The 15,946-nt window shown below is 59.1% G+C and carries 16 protein-coding genes; 9 read left to right on the plus strand and 7 right to left on the minus strand.

What is annotated here, in order from left to right; translation table 11 throughout:
• Positions 1 to 58: 58 nt before the first annotated feature.
• Positions 59 to 493, minus strand: coding sequence for a thioredoxin TrxC (gene trxC, locus ACTG2O_RS13360; protein WP_019446117.1), 435 nt, complete (start codon positions 491 to 493; stop codon positions 59 to 61).
• A 187-nt stretch (positions 494 to 680) separates the two neighbouring features.
• Here trxC and ACTG2O_RS13365 point away from each other — a divergent pair, with 187 nt between their 5' ends.
• The 4 genes from ACTG2O_RS13365 (at position 681) to ACTG2O_RS13380 (ending at position 7,774) form a co-directional block, all read left to right on the plus strand.
• Positions 681 to 3,485: a hybrid sensor histidine kinase/response regulator gene (locus ACTG2O_RS13365; RefSeq protein WP_026035031.1), complete on the plus strand. Its 2,805-nt coding sequence runs from the start codon at positions 681 to 683 to the stop codon at positions 3,483 to 3,485.
• Positions 3,486 to 3,648: 163 nt separating this feature from the next.
• Complete coding sequence (locus ACTG2O_RS13370) at positions 3,649 to 5,385, plus strand: ABC transporter transmembrane domain-containing protein (RefSeq protein ID WP_439975997.1); 1,737 nt, start codon at positions 3,649 to 3,651, stop codon at positions 5,383 to 5,385.
• Complete coding sequence (locus tag ACTG2O_RS13375) at positions 5,382 to 7,133, plus strand: ABC transporter transmembrane domain-containing protein (protein WP_019446114.1); 1,752 nt, start codon at positions 5,382 to 5,384, stop codon at positions 7,131 to 7,133. Before ACTG2O_RS13370 ends, ACTG2O_RS13375 begins: the two co-directional genes overlap by 4 nt.
• Positions 7,134 to 7,300: 167 nt before the next feature.
• Complete coding sequence (locus tag ACTG2O_RS13380) at positions 7,301 to 7,774, plus strand: DUF4442 domain-containing protein (protein WP_019446113.1); 474 nt, start codon at positions 7,301 to 7,303, stop codon at positions 7,772 to 7,774.
• A gap of 33 nt (positions 7,775 to 7,807) precedes the next feature.
• Here ACTG2O_RS13380 and ybcJ read toward each other — a convergent pair whose 3' ends face one another.
• Entirely contained in the window at positions 7,808 to 8,041 is a 234-nt protein-coding gene (gene ybcJ / locus ACTG2O_RS13385; protein WP_005361116.1) for a ribosome-associated protein YbcJ, read from the minus strand.
• Between the two features lie 260 nt (positions 8,042 to 8,301).
• On the opposite strand from ybcJ, the gene ACTG2O_RS13390 reads away from it, so the two are divergent.
• The 3 genes from ACTG2O_RS13390 to pdxY all read left to right on the plus strand — a co-directional run bounded on the left by ACTG2O_RS13390 (position 8,302) and on the right by pdxY (position 10,763).
• On the plus strand, positions 8,302 to 8,865 hold the full coding sequence (locus ACTG2O_RS13390) for a VC2662 family protein (RefSeq protein ID WP_019446112.1): 564 nt from the start codon (positions 8,302 to 8,304) through the stop codon (positions 8,863 to 8,865).
• A gap of 84 nt (positions 8,866 to 8,949) precedes the next feature.
• Entirely contained in the window at positions 8,950 to 9,726 is a 777-nt protein-coding gene (locus tag ACTG2O_RS13395) for a DUF429 domain-containing protein (protein ID WP_439976000.1), read from the plus strand.
• A gap of 173 nt (positions 9,727 to 9,899) precedes the next feature.
• On the plus strand, positions 9,900 to 10,763 hold the full coding sequence (gene pdxY / locus ACTG2O_RS13400; protein WP_019446110.1) for a pyridoxal kinase PdxY: 864 nt from the start codon (positions 9,900 to 9,902) through the stop codon (positions 10,761 to 10,763).
• 106 nt (positions 10,764 to 10,869) lie between these two features.
• Here pdxY and ACTG2O_RS13405 read toward each other — a convergent pair whose 3' ends face one another.
• From ACTG2O_RS13405 to ACTG2O_RS13420, 4 genes are all read right to left on the minus strand, one after another.
• Complete coding sequence (locus tag ACTG2O_RS13405) at positions 10,870 to 11,988, minus strand: glycerol dehydrogenase (protein WP_019446109.1); 1,119 nt, start codon at positions 11,986 to 11,988, stop codon at positions 10,870 to 10,872.
• A 297-nt stretch (positions 11,989 to 12,285) separates the two neighbouring features.
• The gene (locus ACTG2O_RS13410; protein ID WP_439976003.1) at positions 12,286 to 12,792 is read right to left on the minus strand and encodes an N-acetyltransferase family protein; all 507 of its coding nucleotides are present in this window, start codon (positions 12,790 to 12,792) and stop codon (positions 12,286 to 12,288) included.
• Between the two features lie 91 nt (positions 12,793 to 12,883).
• On the minus strand, positions 12,884 to 13,276 hold the full coding sequence (locus tag ACTG2O_RS13415; protein WP_019446107.1) for an NUDIX hydrolase: 393 nt from the start codon (positions 13,274 to 13,276) through the stop codon (positions 12,884 to 12,886).
• Positions 13,273 to 13,851 (minus strand): class IV adenylate cyclase, encoded by a 579-nt coding sequence (locus ACTG2O_RS13420; protein ID WP_019446106.1) that lies wholly within the window; start codon positions 13,849 to 13,851, stop codon positions 13,273 to 13,275. Before ACTG2O_RS13420 ends, ACTG2O_RS13415 begins: the two co-directional genes overlap by 4 nt.
• Positions 13,852 to 14,150: 299 nt before the next feature.
• Here ACTG2O_RS13420 and ACTG2O_RS13425 point away from each other — a divergent pair, with 299 nt between their 5' ends.
• Entirely contained in the window at positions 14,151 to 14,996 is an 846-nt protein-coding gene (locus ACTG2O_RS13425) for a DUF5718 family protein (protein ID WP_439976005.1), read from the plus strand.
• A gap of 57 nt (positions 14,997 to 15,053) precedes the next feature.
• Entirely contained in the window at positions 15,054 to 15,494 is a 441-nt protein-coding gene (locus ACTG2O_RS13430; RefSeq protein ID WP_019446104.1) for an acetyltransferase, read from the plus strand.
• A gap of 67 nt (positions 15,495 to 15,561) precedes the next feature.
• Here the strand turns inward: ACTG2O_RS13430 and ACTG2O_RS13435 are convergent, their stop codons facing one another.
• Positions 15,562 to 15,882 (minus strand): DUF4377 domain-containing protein, encoded by a 321-nt coding sequence (locus ACTG2O_RS13435; protein WP_019446103.1) that lies wholly within the window; start codon positions 15,880 to 15,882, stop codon positions 15,562 to 15,564.
• Positions 15,883 to 15,946 lie beyond the last annotated feature (64 nt).

The following is a 15,946-nucleotide window of genomic DNA, read 5'->3' on the forward strand; positions in this document are numbered from 1 at the left end:
TACTCATTGATAAAAATGAGGAAATGAACACATAAATAAAACATGTGCGAAATATAAATCAAACATCCATGAACTGTTCCAGCCATTGCTTGAACATGCTCTTGGGCAAGGAGCCATTTATCTGGTTCACCAGTTTGCCCTGTTGGAAGACCATCAGGGTGGGGATGCTGCGAATGGCGTAACGGGCTGCAATGGTACTCTGTTGCTCGGTATCGACTTTGACAAAGCGCATCCGTGGTTCGAGTTCATGGGCAACCTCATGAAATACCGGAGCAAACTGCTGGCAGGGGCCGCACCAGCTGGCCCAGAAATCGACCACGACCGGGATATCTGAGTTGATCAGGGTATCGAAGTTATCCGCCTTCCCGAGGCAAGGGGTCTGGCTGAACAGGAGGGCTTTGCAGCGCCCGCATTTGGCAGATGTATCGATATGGGGAACGGGCAGTCGGTTCCTGGTAAAGCAGTGGCTACAATAAGTAGTGATAAATGACATAATTGGTTCCTTCTAAATCAGCTCTGGCTGGGGATATGATGAGAAGCCAGAATGAAGCAATCGCGAAACAATAGCGAAATATCAGAGCAATAACGGTAACACAGTGCCCAGCGGGAGTGGATAATTCCCCCTGGGTTCATTGCCTGACCGGATAATTCAGCGACCACCAGATGAGAGTCGAGACGGGATGAATAAAGGATCACGGAAAAACCGTGCTGTGCCAGGGCTGATCGTTGCCCTGCTGCTCGCCTTTTCGGGCTACTGCTGGCAGTCGCTCAGTCAGCAGCAACAGGCCCACGACCTGAATGACGCGGCCGAGGTGGTGCTGAACCGGATCAACGCCGATACCGTCTATCTGCTTGGGCGGGAGCAGGCCAATGACAGCAATGTCCAGCAGCGCCTGAACCAGTTATCCATCACCCTTGACGGTTTTGTACGGGAAGTCAGAAGCGATCCCGAGCTGGTGCAAGAGGAGCTCTCCCAGGTTCTGCTTGAAGACATGGACACCTATCTGATGGCGCTGGCCAAGCTTCATGCCATTGAGATGGCTATCGAGTATCTCAATGCGCCCCTGCAGGCCCAGATTAAAAAGGTGCGGGGGATAAGCCCGTCAGACAGTGCGCTTCATCGCGATCTGGAGGAGCTTGCGCAACTGAGTAGCTATTTACAGCGCAGTTGGGACAAACGTGAACAGACTGCGCTGAACCAGTTGCAGCAGCAGTTGCAATCCCGTTATGGCGATTTGCCGGAGATCGCTACCCTGATCCGCCTGAGTAGGGAGGTGAGCCAGCAGGTGATGGCCTATCACACCTTGCGTTACCAGCTCATCGACATGCATGTGATCGAGAGTCTGGTGCGCTGGAAACTCGACAAGCTGGAGCGCGCCTCCTCTTTGATGAACCGCTTCTATCTGATGGTGTTGTGCGGGGCCTTGATCTGCTTTGCGCTGGTGGCCTTCACCCTGTGGCGTCGCAACCAGAAGCTGAGCGAGTTGTCGCGCCAGACCGGCTTGCTGGCCCAGGCCAAAAGCGATTTTCTGGCCAACATGAGCCACGAGATCCGCACCCCCATGAATGCCATCATAGGTTTTAGCTCGCTGGCACTGCAGACCGAACTGGATCAGCAACAGCGGGACTATCTGGGCAAGATCAAATCCTCATCCGATACCCTGCTGCTGCTGATCAACGACATCCTTGATTTGACCAAGGTGGAGTCAGGCAAGCTGACGTTGGAGGAGATCGACTTCGATCTCAGCGAGCAGCTCGATTCGCTGGCGGGCATGTTTGCCGATCTGGCGGAGCGCAAACACGTGGAAGTGGTTATTCGCAAGTCACCGGAGGTGCCGGTCTTCTTGCGTGGGGATCCCTTGCGATTGGGACAAGTGCTGGTCAATCTGGTGAACAACGCCATCAAGTTTACCGAACGCGGTGAAGTCGAAGTCTGCATCGAGCTGGCCAATCCTCACCCAATGCGGATCCGCTTCAGTGTGCGCGATACCGGCATCGGTATTGCCGAAGAGAAGCAGACCCAACTGTTTCAGGCGTTTACCCAGCTGGAGGCGGGTAATACCCGAAAATATGGCGGCTCGGGACTCGGGCTCAATATCTCCCAGCGGCTGGTGGAGCTGATGGGGGGGCGGATCACCGTAGAGAGCAAGCCTGGCGTCGGCTCTCTGTTCAAGTTCGATATCCCGATGGCGCAGGCGGTCTACGGCGTGGCTGGACGGAAAGTCTTCTTCGAGAACCAGCCGCTGGTGATGGTGATGGATGACAACGAACTGGTGCTGGATCTGGCCCGGGATATTCTGACTCGGGCGGGAGTGCGAGTGCTGCCGGTTAACTCCCTTTCCCGCGCCCGTCAGCTGCTCCGTGAAGAGGGACCGAATCTGCGGTTGGCGATCCTCGACTGGCGCATGGGTCAGGAGGATGGGCTCGATCTGGCGCTGGAGATGTATCAGCACAGCCAGTGGCGGCGGATCCCCATCCTGATGATCAGTGCCTGGGCCAGAGAGGGGCTGCACGCCCGGATGGACAGCATGGGGTTGACCCATTTTCTGCCCAAACCGATGACCGAAAATGCCCTGCTGGCCAAGGTGGACGAGCTGCTTAACGGCAGCTCCTACGAACTCAACCTGCGCAAGGCCGAGGCACAGGGGGATCAGCAACACTTCAAATCCCTGTTGCAGGGTACCCGAGTGCTGTTGGCGGAAGACAACCGGGTCAATCAGCAGCTCATCATCGAATATCTGCGGCGCGTCGATGCGGTAGTGTGTGTGGTCAGCAATGGTCGGGAGGCGGTGGAGCGGGTCGCAGAGCAGCCTTTTGACGTGATCCTGATGGATTTACAGATGCCAGTACTGGACGGACTCGATGCCACCCGCCAGATCCGCAAGATGGTCGACAAACACGATGTGCCCATCATTGCCCTCACCGCCAGTGCCATGCCCGGTGACAAGGAGCGTTGCCTGGGGGTGGGTATGAATGGCTATGTCACCAAGCCGGTGAGCAAGCTGGATCTCTACAACAACCTGCTGCAATGGGTGAAGCCGCAAGGGGTGGAGCAGGCGGGGATTATGGAGGTGAAACCACCCGATATGATCGGGATCCTCGATCTGCAGGATGCCCTCAAGCGGCTGGAGCAGGACAAGGAGGCGTTGCAGATCCTGTTCAAGCTGTTCATGTCGGAACACAAAGACGATCTGTGGGAGATCCGCTCCGCCCTGCGCCGTCAGCAGCCCGAGGTGGCCAGCAAGCTGCTGCACACCCTCAAGGGGGTGTCTGCCAATATCTCGGCGGCCCGTCTGCAATTGGTGGCTGGCGAGCTGGAGTGGCGCTTGCGGCAAAACGAGGTGCTAAGCGAGACGGATCTGGAGCAGTTGCAACAGGTCTTTAGCCAGACCCGGGAAGAGGTGTCACACTTCCTGTTGACCGGTGAGCAGCATGAAAATTCGTATAATCCCTATTCATCAGGGGATGATCGCATGTCACAGTGAATTAAATAGTAATTATTCTCAACCATCCCGGTTCGGGATATGATGAGCTTTCGTTCGAATCGCCTCCAGCCGGAGGCGATTGTTTTCATTCTTCTATTTCTGCGTGGCTTCTCTGATGGCCGCTCCTTGGAGCGGTCATCAGAGAGCGCTAAAGGTTGGTGGTGTGAGCGTATTTCTACGATTGAGCTGGTTTTTTAAGGAGCAGTGGCCCCGTTATCTGGCCGCCATCTCCCTGCTGCTGATGGTGGCCCTGTTGACCGTTATTCCGCCCAAAGTGGTGGACTGGGTGGTGGATGGCATCACCAAGGGTGGTCTCGACAATGGTACCCTGATGCGCTATCTGGCGGGGCTGTTTGGTCTGGGTGTGCTGATTTATCTGCTGCGCTACGTCTGGCGGGTGATGCTGTTTGGTGCCTCTTACCGTCTGGCCTATGTATTGCGCAATCGCCTTTTCAGCCATTTCACCCGGATGAGCCCCGATTTTTATCAGCGCCACCGTACTGGCGATTTGATGGCCCATGCCACCAATGACATTCAGGCTGTGGAGATGACCGCTGGCGAAGGGGTGCTGACCCTGGTGGACTCCATCATGGTCGGGGTATTGGTGCTCTCCATTATGTGCAGTCAGTACTCCTGGCAGTTGACGCTGGTCTCCTTGCTGCCACTGCCGGTGATGGCCTATTTCATGAACCGCTTCGGCACCCAGATCTACACCCAGTTCAAGGCGGCGCAAGGGGCCTTCTCCAGGCTCAACAACAAGACCCAGGAGACCCTTTCCGGCGTGCGAGTATTGAAATCCTATGCGGTTGAATCGCTGGAAGATGAAGGCTTTGCCGAGCTGACCAAACAGGCGGGGGAGCGCAATATGGCGGTGGCCCGCATCGATGCCAAGTTCGATCCGGTCATCTATCTCTGTATCGGTTGCTCCTACTTCCTCGCAGTGGCGGGGGGCAGTGTGCTGGTGTTGCAGGGTGAGCTGACTCTGGGTGAGCTCACCAGCTTCACCATGTACCTCGGCCAGCTGATCTGGCCGATGTTTGCCATCGCCTGGCTGTTCAACATCATCGAGCGGGGCAGCGCCGCCTACTCCCGTATCGAAAGCCTGCTGGGGGAGCGCAGCGATATCGAAGAGCCCGCCCAGCCGGCCGCGTTTACCTCTGCCTTTCCTTTGCAGATCAAAGGGGTGAGCTATCAACTCGAGCAACGCACCCTGCTTGCGGATATCGACGTTACCCTCAAGCAAGGGGGGATGCTCGGGGTTGTGGGGCGCACCGGGGCAGGCAAGAGCTCCCTGCTCAAGCTGTTGATGCGCCTTGCCAATCCGACTCACGGTTCGATTGTCATGGGTGGCGTTCCGATTGACCAGCTGCCGCTCGCCACACTGCGCAGCCAGTTTGCCTATGTGCCGCAGGAGCCATTCCTGTTTTCCACCACTATCGCCGCCAATATCGCCCTGGGCAAACCCGATGCGAGCCGCGAGGAGGTCGAACTGGTGGCGCGCATTGCCTGTGTCCACGATGATATTGTGCGTTTCCCCAAGGGCTATGAGACCGAGGTGGGGGAGAAAGGGGTGACCCTCTCCGGCGGCCAGAAACAGCGGCTGGCCATTGCCCGCGCCCTGCTGCTGGATGCGCCCATTCTGGTGCTCGATGATGCGCTCTCGGCGGTAGATGCCCACACCGAGCAGCAAATTCTGCATGCCCTCAAAGCCCATCGTCGCACCCTGATCCTGGTCAGCCATCGCATGACGGCGGTGGAGCAGGCCGACGAGATCCTGGTGCTGGAGCAGGGGGCCGTTAGCGAGCGGGGTCATCACGGTACCCTGATGGCGCACAATGGCTGGTATGCAGATATGGTGCGTTACCAGCGTCTCGAAGAAGCGGTGGAGGAGAGCCTGTGAATCCGACCATTAAACGACTGCTCGCCTACTGCGCCCAGTATCCTCGCTGGCTGATCCAGGCGGGGATCTGTTTGCTGCTTGCCACCGGCGCCGAAGTGGCCGGGCCGCTGCTGATCAAGCTCTTTATCGATGACTATCTGGCGCCACGCAATATCGTGCTGCCCACTATTGCTTTGATTGCGGCGGGCTATCTGGGCTTGCAGGTGCTCTCGGCGGCGGGTTTCTATTTGCAATCCCTGCGCTTTAACCGCATCGCCCAGGCGGTGGTGCAAACCTTGCGCGAGCAGGTGTTTGCCACCGCCATCCGCTTGCCGGCCCGCTACTTTGACAAGCATCGCTCCGGCTCGCTGATTTCCCGCATCACCAACGACACCGAGGCGATCATGAACCTCTATGTGCAGGTGATCGGCTTGCTGGTGCAAAAGGTGGTGCTGTTGTGCGGCATCCTCATCTCCATGGCGCTGCTGGATCTGCGGCTGATGCTGGTCTGCTCCCTGTTGCTGCCCGCCGTGGGCGGGGTGATGTGGCTCTACCAGAAACTGAGTGTGCCGGTGGTGCGAGCGACCCGCAGTCTGCTCTCCGACATCAACAGCCGCCTCAACGAGTCGCTGCAGGGGATGCCGGTCATTCAGGCGATGGTGCAGGAGCGCCACTTTGCCAACGCCTTTGCCGAGGTGAACCAGCAGCACTGGTCGGCACGGATCAAGAGCCTCAAGATCAACGGCATTTTGCTGCGTCCACTCATCGATCTCTTCTACATGATGGTGCTGATCGGTCTGTTGGCGCTGTTCGCCCACGAGGGGGTGAGCCACGCCGGTGCCATTCAGGTGGGGGTGCTCTACGCCTTTATCAGCTATCTGGGGCGGATGATCGAGCCGCTCATCGAGATGACCAACCAGCTTAACCAGCTGCAGCAGGCGATGGTGGCGGGGGAGCGTGTCTTTGCCCTGCTCGATGAAACCCGTGAGAGCACCGATGGCGAGATGATCCCGCTAGAAGGGCGGGTCAGTTTCGAGCGGGTGAGCTTCTCCTACGATGGCGAGCAGCAGGTGTTGCGGGAGGTCAGCTTTGCCGCAAAACCGGGCCAGATGCTGGCGCTGGTGGGCCATACCGGCAGCGGCAAGTCCACCATTATCAGCCTGCTGATGGGCTTCTATCCGCTGGATCAGGGACAGATTCGCTTCGATGATCACGCACTGGATACCCTGTCGCTGGCGGCGGTGCGCCGCAGCATCGGGTTGGTGCAGCAGGATCCTTTTATCTTCGTCGGCACCCTGGCGGAGAACCTGCGTCTCGGCCGCGCCGGCATAGATGACGCGCGGCTCTGGCAGGCGCTGAGCGAGGTGCAGCTGGCCGACTTTGTGCGCAGCCTGCCACAGGGGATCAACACCCTGATGGAGGAGGGGGGCAAGAACCTCTCCGCCGGTCAGCGGCAACTGCTCTCCTTTGCCCGGGCGCTGGTGGGGGATCCGCGTATCCTCATTCTGGATGAAGCGACGGCCAGCGTGGACTCCCAGACCGAGTTGGCGCTGTCGCAGGCGATCTCTGCCGCCCGTCGTGGCCGCACCACCATCGCCATCGCCCACCGCCTCTCGACCATCGTCGATGCGGACGAGATCCTGCTGCTCTCCCGCGGTCAGGTGAGCGAGCGGGGTAGCCACAGCGAGCTGATGGCCCTCGGCGGTCACTATGCCCAGCTGTTCGAGATGCAGAGTCAGGGGGCCTGGCTCGAAGAGAAGCGCGCCTGATCGGCACATTTGCTGTCACAGCGACATGAACGAAAAGAGGGAACCGGTGCGGTTCCCTCTGTTTTTTTGCGTTGGGCAAAAGGTCGTAACCGTGATCCCTGTGCTTGTCGAATGGCGCAGATGCAGGCAACATGTTGTTTACATTAACTCATCGGATCAGTTCGCATATGGATTTGCAACGCTTCAAAGCCAATCTGGCGCTCCGGCTGTTTGCCTGGCGCTATATTCCCGTCATCGGGTTTTGTGCCCCGATCATCGAAGAGATGAACGCCAAGGCGCTGCGCATTCGCATTCCCCTTGGCTGGCGTACCCGCAACCACCTGGGCAGCATGTATTTTGGTGCGCTGGCGACCGGCGCCGATCTGGTAGGTGGTCTGCTGGTGATGGAGAAGGGGCGGCAGCGTCGCAAGAAGGTGCACTTTGCCTTCAAGGATGTGCAGGGAGAGTTTTTGAAACGACCGGAGGGGGATGTGCAGTTCGACTGCGCAGCGGGGGAGGAGATTGACGCCATGATCGACGAATCGTTGGCAAGCGGTCAGCGCATCAATCGCCCCATCCAGGTGGTGGCCACCTGTCCGTCATTGAACGGGGATGAGGCGATGGCGCGTTTTGTGCTGACCCTGTCGATCAAGGCCAGCTAGCGGGTTGCCGGAGAGTGGCTCCCTGAAACGGGTTTAGCCAATCTCCGGGCTGACGCCCTCTTTCACCACGACCTTCATGCCGTTGAAGTTGACCACCTGTTCAGCCACGATCTTGCAGCGCTTGCGGGTCTCCACCTGACCGTCCACCTCGACCAGCCCTTCGGCAACGAGGGCTTTGGCGGCGCCGCCACAATCGGCCCACCCCTGATGTTTGATAAGGTCACACAAGGCAACGAAGGGGTGACCTTCGAGCAGAAACGTCTCCATGGGAAATCCTCTAGATGGATGAATGCCGGATACAGCAGGGCGACTATTTTAGGCAGTTCGCTCAGGCAAAGAAAGGAAGAGGGGCCACTCGCTGCGAAAAAGTGGCCGATTGTCCTTAAGGTGACGCTTTCGCAAGACCTGATGGAGAGGTGAGAGGGCCAACCGTGACGTATCGTGACGCACCTCGTCCCGGCTGGTGTGCACACACTCTCCCCTGACTGTTAGGATCGGGCCACTCTCAATGGCCCAAGGAACTTTCCATGACACTCTCCCGCCTGCTGCTGGCATGCAGCGCCCTGACTCTGTGCGGTGTCGCTCAGGCCAGCACTCCGGTGCAGGTCTCGCTGCCCGGGGTCAATTTGCCCGCGTCCCATCAGGTGGAAGGAGCGCGCGCCTCGCTGCTCTACGGTCGGACCGGTCAGGTGAAGGGTATTGATCTGCCGATCTTCGCCCTCTCCGATGTGGATCAGTTCAGCGGCCTGCAGCTCGGGATTTTCCTCGGTGCTGGTCGGGTTCGCCACCAGTTTGGCGGGGTCGCCATCAACGCCATCAACTGGCACGAAGGGCAAGATACCGGCGTCAACCTGGGGCTGGTCAACCTGACCAACAATGTACAGGGGCTCAACTGGGGGGCGGTCAATATCGCCAAGGGCAATGCGCTGGCCAACGTCGGCCTGGTCAACTATGCCGAGCGTACCACCTTCCAGATTGGCTTTATCAATGCCACCAAACACCTCGACGGCTTGCAGATCGGGCTGGCCAACTACGCCGCCAACGGCGTGTTCCCCATTCTGCCGCTGGTGAACTTCCAGAAATCGTTCTGACAAAGGCGGTTCGCTTTGCGTTAAGGGCCTCTGCTGATTACCCTGTGCCTCTTGCAACTTGTGACAGGCGAACAGAGGTAATTGATGACGGCAGGGCAGATGAGTGCAATCGGGATCGGCTGGGATGTGCGTGGCTGGCAGGGCAGTGCCCAGGCGGTGGCCGTGGTGGGCTGGCAGGCCGACTCCAACAGCCTGCACTGGCTCGGGGTGTCGCCGCTGTTTCGCTTGAGCTCGCGGGTGGCGCCGGATCTGGCCGCCCTGTTGCGTCCGGCCCTGCAAAACGAGCTGACCCTGATGCAGATAGAAGCCTGCCCGCAACTGGCGCTCGGTATCGATGCGCCGCTCGCCTTTCCCCGTGCCTTGCGGGATCTGCTCAACGGCCAGCCACACAGCTGCGCCGTGCCCGAACGGGAGATAGACAACCCCTACGCCTATCGTGACTGCGAGCGCTGGTTGTATCAGCAGTACAGCAAGAAGCCGCTGTCGGCCACCTTCGACCGGCTCGGCAACAACGCCACTCTGGCGCTCTCCATGCTGCCGCGGCTCTCTGATCTGCAACTGGTGCCGACCGTTGCCCCGAAGGCCAGTCGTGCCGTGCTGGAGGTCTATCCGGCATTGGCCAAAGTGGGCGGCAAGGCCTCCCCGGCACGGCCCGAGCTGGCGGCCTTACTGCCTGCGGACGTGCTGGTCGGCACCGATCGCTATGATGCGGCGCTCTGCGCCCTGATGGCGCTGCAATATGCCGCTGGTGGCAAGGTGACGGTATTGCCTGAGCTGATTTCGCCACCCAGTGACATGCCTTGTGATGAGGGATGGGTCTATCACTTTGCCCGTCATGCTGTAGAGCACAACGGCATGTGACGACGGGGACGCGGCACATCATGGCGCCGCTCACCCTGTGGAGGCGGGCCAAATGGCGCAAAAAACCTGTCTTTAGTCAGGAAATTGCCTGTTCATCCCGCGCCAAGGTGGCGCATCGTTATCTTCATCCGATATATTGCCCACCTTGCTGATCCTTTGCTGTGGTATTCCCGATGAAATCCGTTCTCTCTATTCAGTCCCACGTGGTCTTTGGTTGTGCCGGCAACAGCGCGGCCGTCTTCCCCATGCGCCGCCTTGGTATGGATGTATGGCCCATCAACACGGTGCAGTTTTCCAACCACACCCAATATGCCCAGGGGTGGCAGGGGATGGCGATGCCGGCGGGTCATATCAGTGCGCTGGTGAAAGGATTGGGCAATATCGAGGTGTTGAGCCAGTGTGACGCCGTGCTGAGTGGCTACCTTGGCTCCGCCGAGCAGGGGGACGAGATCCTGACCGTGGTCAACGCTGTCAAGGCGGCCAACCCGGATGCCATCTACTTCTGCGACCCTGTGATGGGTCACCCGGAGAAGGGGTGTATCGTCGCTCCTGGCGTCACCCGTTTCCTGACCGAGCAGGCGCTGCCGGTGGCCGACATGATGGCCCCCAACCTGCTGGAGCTGGAGACCCTCTGCGATACCCATCTGGCAGATCTGGATCAGACCCGCGCGGCTGCCCATCAGCTGCTGGCCCGCGGCGTCAAGCTGGTGCTGGTCAAGCATCTCGGTCGTGCGGCGCAGGACTCCAGCCGCTTCGAGATGCTGCTGGCCACCCCGCAAGGGGATTACTTGATTGCCCGTCCGCTCTATGACTTTGCCCGCCAGCCGGTGGGGGTTGGCGATCTTATCAGCGCCCTGATGCTGGCGAATTTGCTGGCCGGTCACGATGCGGTCAGCGCGTTCGAGCGCACCAACGCCTCGGTGGATGCGGTGCTGCAGGAGACCTGGCGCCAGCAGGCTTACGAGCTGCAACTCATCGCCGCGCAAGATGCCTTCGCCCTGCCAGAGGTTGCGGTGCGAGCGGTGAAACTGCCCTGAGTCAGCGCGGACGTTCGTCTATCCCGACAAGGGATGGGATGCAAATGAAAAAGGCTTGCCAATGGGCAAGCCTTTTTACTGTTTGCCTGTTTAGTGCGGCAAGCAATCAGGCGCGGGGATGGCGGAGGCGATAACGCTCAGCCATGGCATTGGCCGCTACCATGGCGGCGTAGACATCCTGTTCACTCACTGTCATCGGCATGTTGCCCATGGTATCGAGGGGATCGCAGGCCAACTGCGCCACCTTGCGCCACTCGCTTTCATGGAAATGGGTGAGCCCCAACTCTTGCAGCGTCATGGGCAGACCTGCACAGTCGATGATGCGAAACACCTCATCAAGTTCGTGTTGCGGGGCGCGCTCAAGCACGAGTTGGGTCAGCAGGCCGAAGACTACTTTCTCGCCATGCTGGGCACGATGGAGCTCCGGGATCAGTGACATGCCATTGTTGATTGCATGAGCGGCGGCCAGTCCACCGGCTTCTGCGCCGACCCCGCTGAGGTAGATGGTGGCCTCGATAACCTGCTCCAGCGCCGGAGTCGAGACATGGTGGCGTATCGCATCCATGGCCAGCTCGATGTTCTCACCAAGCAGCTCGTAACAGAGCTTTGCCAGACCAAGGCCAGTGCGTGAAGGACGCTTGCCGACCAGATTGAGCCCGTCCGCCCGATAGCAGGCGCGCGCCTCGAAATAGGTGGCCAGGGCATCGCCGACGCCTGCGGAAAAGAAGCGGGGAGGGGCGGCGGCAATGATGGCCGTGTCAGCCAGCACCACGTCCGGATTTTGCGGCAGGAACAGATAGCGTTCAAATTCACCCGCCTGGTTGTAGATCACTGCCAGCGCCGTACAGGGGGCATCCGTAGAGGCAATCGTCGGGAACAGCACAACCGGACGGCGCAGATAGAAGGCCACGGCCTTGGCGACATCCAGAGTCTTGCCGCCGCCGATCCCGACAATCACGTTCGCACCATATTGCTCTGCAAGGTGGGTCAGGCGGTGGATCTCCTGTTCGGTGCATTCGTAGCGAAACTTGTCGACCACTCCCCTGAGACCTGCCTGCAGGAGCCCCGCCAAAGCTTCTTCCCGTACCCGCTCCAGAATGAACTCATCGCTGATGAGCAACGCATAGTCACCAAAATCTTTAACGTGCTCATGGAGTTGCGGGAGAAGGTGTTGACCGATGATGAACTTTTTGGGGGAGGTAACTGTACGGGGCAAAGTGGGCATCCATTATTCCTCAAGGCAGTGAATAACATAAAATTGATTATCAAATGGGTCTCTTACGATACGCCTGATGAGGCAATAGATGAAGAAGAAAAGGGGGGCGTTTTAATCATTAATTAATCTTTCTATTTGTTTGGCTGTATTTTGGGGCGGCGATTGGCGGTGTTGAGGCATACAGGAGCACTGGCCGTATCGTGGCAATCCGTCGCAAGCAATACTGCTGCAACAAACAGTCACGCTGGAAACAAGCAGGGCGGCTTGGTGCGGCCCTGCTGTATGTGGATAAGGGATAGGGGATGGTCAGAGCGGTTTGTAGAAGATGACGGTCGCAGCAAGGGAGGCATCGGCGTTGCGTGCAAAGCTCGGGATCTGGCCCGCTTCCAGATAGCCGAGTTGACGATAGAGGTGGGAGGCCACATCACCGGCGCGAGTATCCAGTACCAGCAGCGAACGGCCCGCGGCATGGGCGCCTTGTTCCAAGGCCTGCATCAGCGCACGACCGACACCTTTACCTCTCGCCGTTTGCAGTACCATCAGTTTTTCCACTTCGGCCCGGTGGCGACCGTTGGCCTTGCCACAGAGCGCGAGCTGAATCGCTCCCACGAGCTGTTGTTGCTCAATGGCAAGCCACAGATTTCGGTGACCTGCCGCTAGATCCGCTTCAACTCCTTGCCAGTAGCGGGTAGATTCCTCCGTGGTCAGCGGCGGTAAAAAACCGACCGAGGCGCCGCTATCGACACAATCTTGCAGCAGGGTGATGAGCGCACTTTGGTAGGTTGCTGCGCTCTTAACTTCCACAATGTTCATCTGACATCCTTGTCGTTGCGCTGTTATGTGGCTGATTGCCACCGTTGGTTCATATGAGGGAGGTACTTATGCTCGCCGCGAGTACGGCTTGTCAGCGGATCAGCCCCTGCTCAACGAGCCAGGTAAACAGCAGGCGGGAGACGGGGGAGAGCTCATCGAGGTGAGAGCTGTCGAGCCAGCGCAGCTCGGCAATTTCTGCCGAGGCGATCGGGGTGCCGCTCGCTTCGCCGGTGTAGCAGCGCAGTCGAACCTCGACTCCTGCCGGCTTGCCATCGGCCTGAGCGCTGAACTCGCAGACAAAGCGCAGGGTATCGGGCTGCAGGGTGACAGCCAGCTCCTCCTCAATCTCGCGGATCAGCGCCGCCTCGTCGCTCTCGCCCGGTTCCCGCTTGCCGCCTGGGATGTAATAGATGTCCTTGCCGTGGGAGCGGGCGCAGAGCAGCTGCTGATCTTTAAAGGTGAGCCAAGCGAGTTTGTCGATCATTGAGTTGCATCCTCTGGTTGTGTGGTGTGTATTGCCTGCATGTGCAGGGTGCGGTAGGAGCGAGGCTCCTGCGCATCGGGAGAAAGTCCCAACTGATCTGCCAGCGCGAGCAGTTGCTGGCGAAACGCAGGGAGGCGTTCCTCGTCATCGGTCATGATGGCGAGCTCGGCGAAGTCGCCAATCCCGGCCAGATGATCCAGGGTGACGTGAAACGGGCCAATGAAGTAGATGCTGCGCCTTTTGGTGATCACGAGAATCTGCCGGTAGTTCATGGTCAAGAGCATGCTGACGGCCTTGTCCGCATCATTGATAGCGACCGCCTCGCAGCGATCCGTCTCGGGCCCCTTGACGATCCAGAGCTGGATGCCGGAGGGCTGCATGGTGCGGATAGCCAGACTTTTGCCAGCCTGGGCAAGGGCATCGTCCGGGGTGTCGAAGTAGCGATCCTGCTCCAGATTATCCTCCAGCATGATCTCCGGATTGAGGGCGAGCAGTGCCTTGAGGAAGGCGGGGCGATCCGTCAGCTGATATTTGAACTCGACTTCGAAGCGGCCCTGAAAGTGCGCCTGTGACATCAAGAAGATCCCTCTGTGAGCCTGTGTGGCAGGCAGCCTAACAAAGATGAAGTTGAGTCCCAAGGAGAAAGAGGGGAGATGCCGGAAACGCACTGTTTCCAGCGCGGTGACCGCGTAGCTGAATGAGTGCGCAATGGCTGGTTCGCCACAGCCTTCTCGTCCCTAAAAAAGCGGACTGGCGCACATCACGACAGGGCCGGACTGGGCGAAGGCGGGGTCCTTGTGGTTTAATCTTGCCACTTTAGCGGTAGTGGGCGACGAGCCTGCTACCTTGCGTTGGCAAGATGCAGGTGAGCAAGATGCAAGTGACAGCAGAGAGCAAGTTTATCGGACTCGGGGTAGCGGGCAATTTCGCCGGTCATCTGGAGCAGGCGGGTGAAGCATCGGACTTCGTAGCGGTAGTCGTGCGCGATACCACGGCGCCCAAGGCGCTGTTTCCCTTTTTCGTGCCGGGTCATCCGGGTCAGCTAGGGGTCTTTCCGCTGAGCAATAACGCCATCTTTCTGCCGGAAGCGGCGGTCAGCGGTGACGAGAAGGTGCAGATTGAGCCGGAAGTGGCCCTCTGGTGCGAGCTGGAGTATGCCGGCAAGCAGGTGGTGGCGATCCATCCCCGTGCCTTTGGCGCCTATAACGACTGCTCCATCCGTCGTCCCAACGCCAAGAAGATCAGCGAGAAAAAGAACTGGGGCGAAGAGAGCAAGGGGCTGGCGGACAAGCTGCTGCCGCTTTCCGGTTTTGCCGCCGGTTGCGAGCTAGATGACTATCGCATCGCCTGCTATCTGGAGCGGGATGGTGAGCTGCACGCTTACGGGGTAGACAGCGCCGCCATCGACTACAGCTACTTCCATGGCAAGCTGCTCGACTGGGCTATCGACAAGTTCAATCATCAGCAGGATGAGGGGCCGGCGGAGCACATTCAGGGACTGCTGGCACAGGCGGGACATCCTCCTCATGCGCTCATCAGTATCGGTGCCACTCGCTATACCCCGTTTGGTGAGACCCACTTCCTCAAACCGGGCGACACTTCCTGCGTGGTGGTCTATCCGGGCAGCCGTTATAGCGAAGCGGATATTCGCGAAGCGATCCGCAGCCGCCACTTTGGTGCTGATATGTCGGTGCTGCTGCAGGCGGTGCAGGCGCGCTAATCACCGTTGCCAGCGGGAAGGTGTCTCTTCCCGCTGGTTATCATATCGAGTCATTTCATGACGATTGTTCCTGTATCCCGGGCCGATTATCCGGCCCTGATCGATCTGTGGGAGGCCTCTGTGCGGGCGACCCACCACTTCCTGCCCGAGGCCGAGATCCTCGCGCTTAAACCGCTTATTCTGGAACACTACTTCGATGCGGTGACACTGCACAGTACCCGCACAAAAGAGGGGCAGATTACGGGTTTTAGCGGAGTGTACGAGGGCAAGCTGGAGATGCTGTTTGTGGCTCCCGGGGCGCGCGGTAGTGGCGTGGGGCGTTTGCTGGTGGCCCATGCCATCAGCCAGGGCGGCGCGACGCAGGTTGACGTCAACGAGCAGAACGAACAGGCGGTGGGCTTCTATCTGAAGATGGGATTCACCGTGACGGGTCGCTCGCCGCTGGATGGTCAGGGCAAGCCCTATCCGTTGCTGCATATGGCGCTGGCGCCAGCCTGATGAGGCGCAGTACCCATAAACCAACGGGGGATGGCATCAGCCATCCCCCGTTTTTTGATCGTGTTTGTTACTTGCTGGCGACCTTGTTCACCACCTTGATCAGCTGATAGCGCACGGAGGGGGCATCGGCCGGCACATCGGTGAGCTGCTCCTTGCTGACAGTGAGCTGGTAGCGATAGCCAGGCTCGAACTGGAAACCTTCAATATTCTGGTAGAACAGCGTCCAGGGCTGCTGCTCATCACTGCGAACCTGCATGCACTGCATCGGGCCAACTCCGACGCAATCGACCAGCTGGCTGTTGATATAGAGGGTCTCCCCCTGTGACGATGCGGGGGCGCTCTGGCAGGCGGTCAGCAGCAAGGCTGCGCTGATAAACAGTGGTTTCATAATGGACTCCTTAACGCGAAAGGGGGCATTAGAGCGGCAAACAAAAAGGCGGTCAATGACCGCC

The sequence above is a fragment of the Aeromonas sp. 61P genome (assembly GCF_051919545.1).
In the GTDB taxonomy this organism is placed as follows: domain Bacteria; phylum Pseudomonadota; class Gammaproteobacteria; order Enterobacterales; family Aeromonadaceae; genus Aeromonas; species Aeromonas veronii.

Excerpts from the sequence above, each read along its gene's own strand:
- ACTG2O_RS13395 (WP_439976000.1), top strand. The coding sequence starts at position 8,950 with ATGACGGCAGGGCAGATGAGTGCAATCGGGATCGGCTGGGATGTGCGT.
- ACTG2O_RS13425 (WP_439976005.1), top strand. The coding sequence starts at position 14,151 with ATGCAAGTGACAGCAGAGAGCAAGTTTATCGGACTCGGGGTAGCGGGC.
- ACTG2O_RS13435 (WP_019446103.1), bottom strand. The coding sequence starts at position 15,882 with ATGAAACCACTGTTTATCAGCGCAGCCTTGCTGCTGACCGCCTGCCAG.
- ACTG2O_RS13365 (WP_026035031.1), top strand. The coding sequence starts at position 681 with ATGAATAAAGGATCACGGAAAAACCGTGCTGTGCCAGGGCTGATCGTT.
- ACTG2O_RS13405 (WP_019446109.1), bottom strand. The coding sequence starts at position 11,988 with ATGCCCACTTTGCCCCGTACAGTTACCTCCCCCAAAAAGTTCATCATC.
- ACTG2O_RS13430 (WP_019446104.1), top strand. The coding sequence starts at position 15,054 with ATGACGATTGTTCCTGTATCCCGGGCCGATTATCCGGCCCTGATCGAT.
- ACTG2O_RS13415 (WP_019446107.1), bottom strand. The coding sequence starts at position 13,276 with ATGATCGACAAACTCGCTTGGCTCACCTTTAAAGATCAGCAGCTGCTC.
- ACTG2O_RS13390 (WP_019446112.1), top strand. The coding sequence starts at position 8,302 with ATGACACTCTCCCGCCTGCTGCTGGCATGCAGCGCCCTGACTCTGTGC.
- ACTG2O_RS13410 (WP_439976003.1), bottom strand. The coding sequence starts at position 12,792 with ATGAACATTGTGGAAGTTAAGAGCGCAGCAACCTACCAAAGTGCGCTC.
- ACTG2O_RS13420 (WP_019446106.1), bottom strand. The coding sequence starts at position 13,851 with ATGTCACAGGCGCACTTTCAGGGCCGCTTCGAAGTCGAGTTCAAATAT.
- ACTG2O_RS13380 (WP_019446113.1), top strand. The coding sequence starts at position 7,301 with ATGGATTTGCAACGCTTCAAAGCCAATCTGGCGCTCCGGCTGTTTGCC.
- ybcJ (WP_005361116.1), bottom strand. The coding sequence starts at position 8,041 with ATGGAGACGTTTCTGCTCGAAGGTCACCCCTTCGTTGCCTTGTGTGAC.
- trxC (WP_019446117.1), bottom strand. The coding sequence starts at position 493 with ATGTCATTTATCACTACTTATTGTAGCCACTGCTTTACCAGGAACCGA.
- pdxY (WP_019446110.1), top strand. The coding sequence starts at position 9,900 with ATGAAATCCGTTCTCTCTATTCAGTCCCACGTGGTCTTTGGTTGTGCC.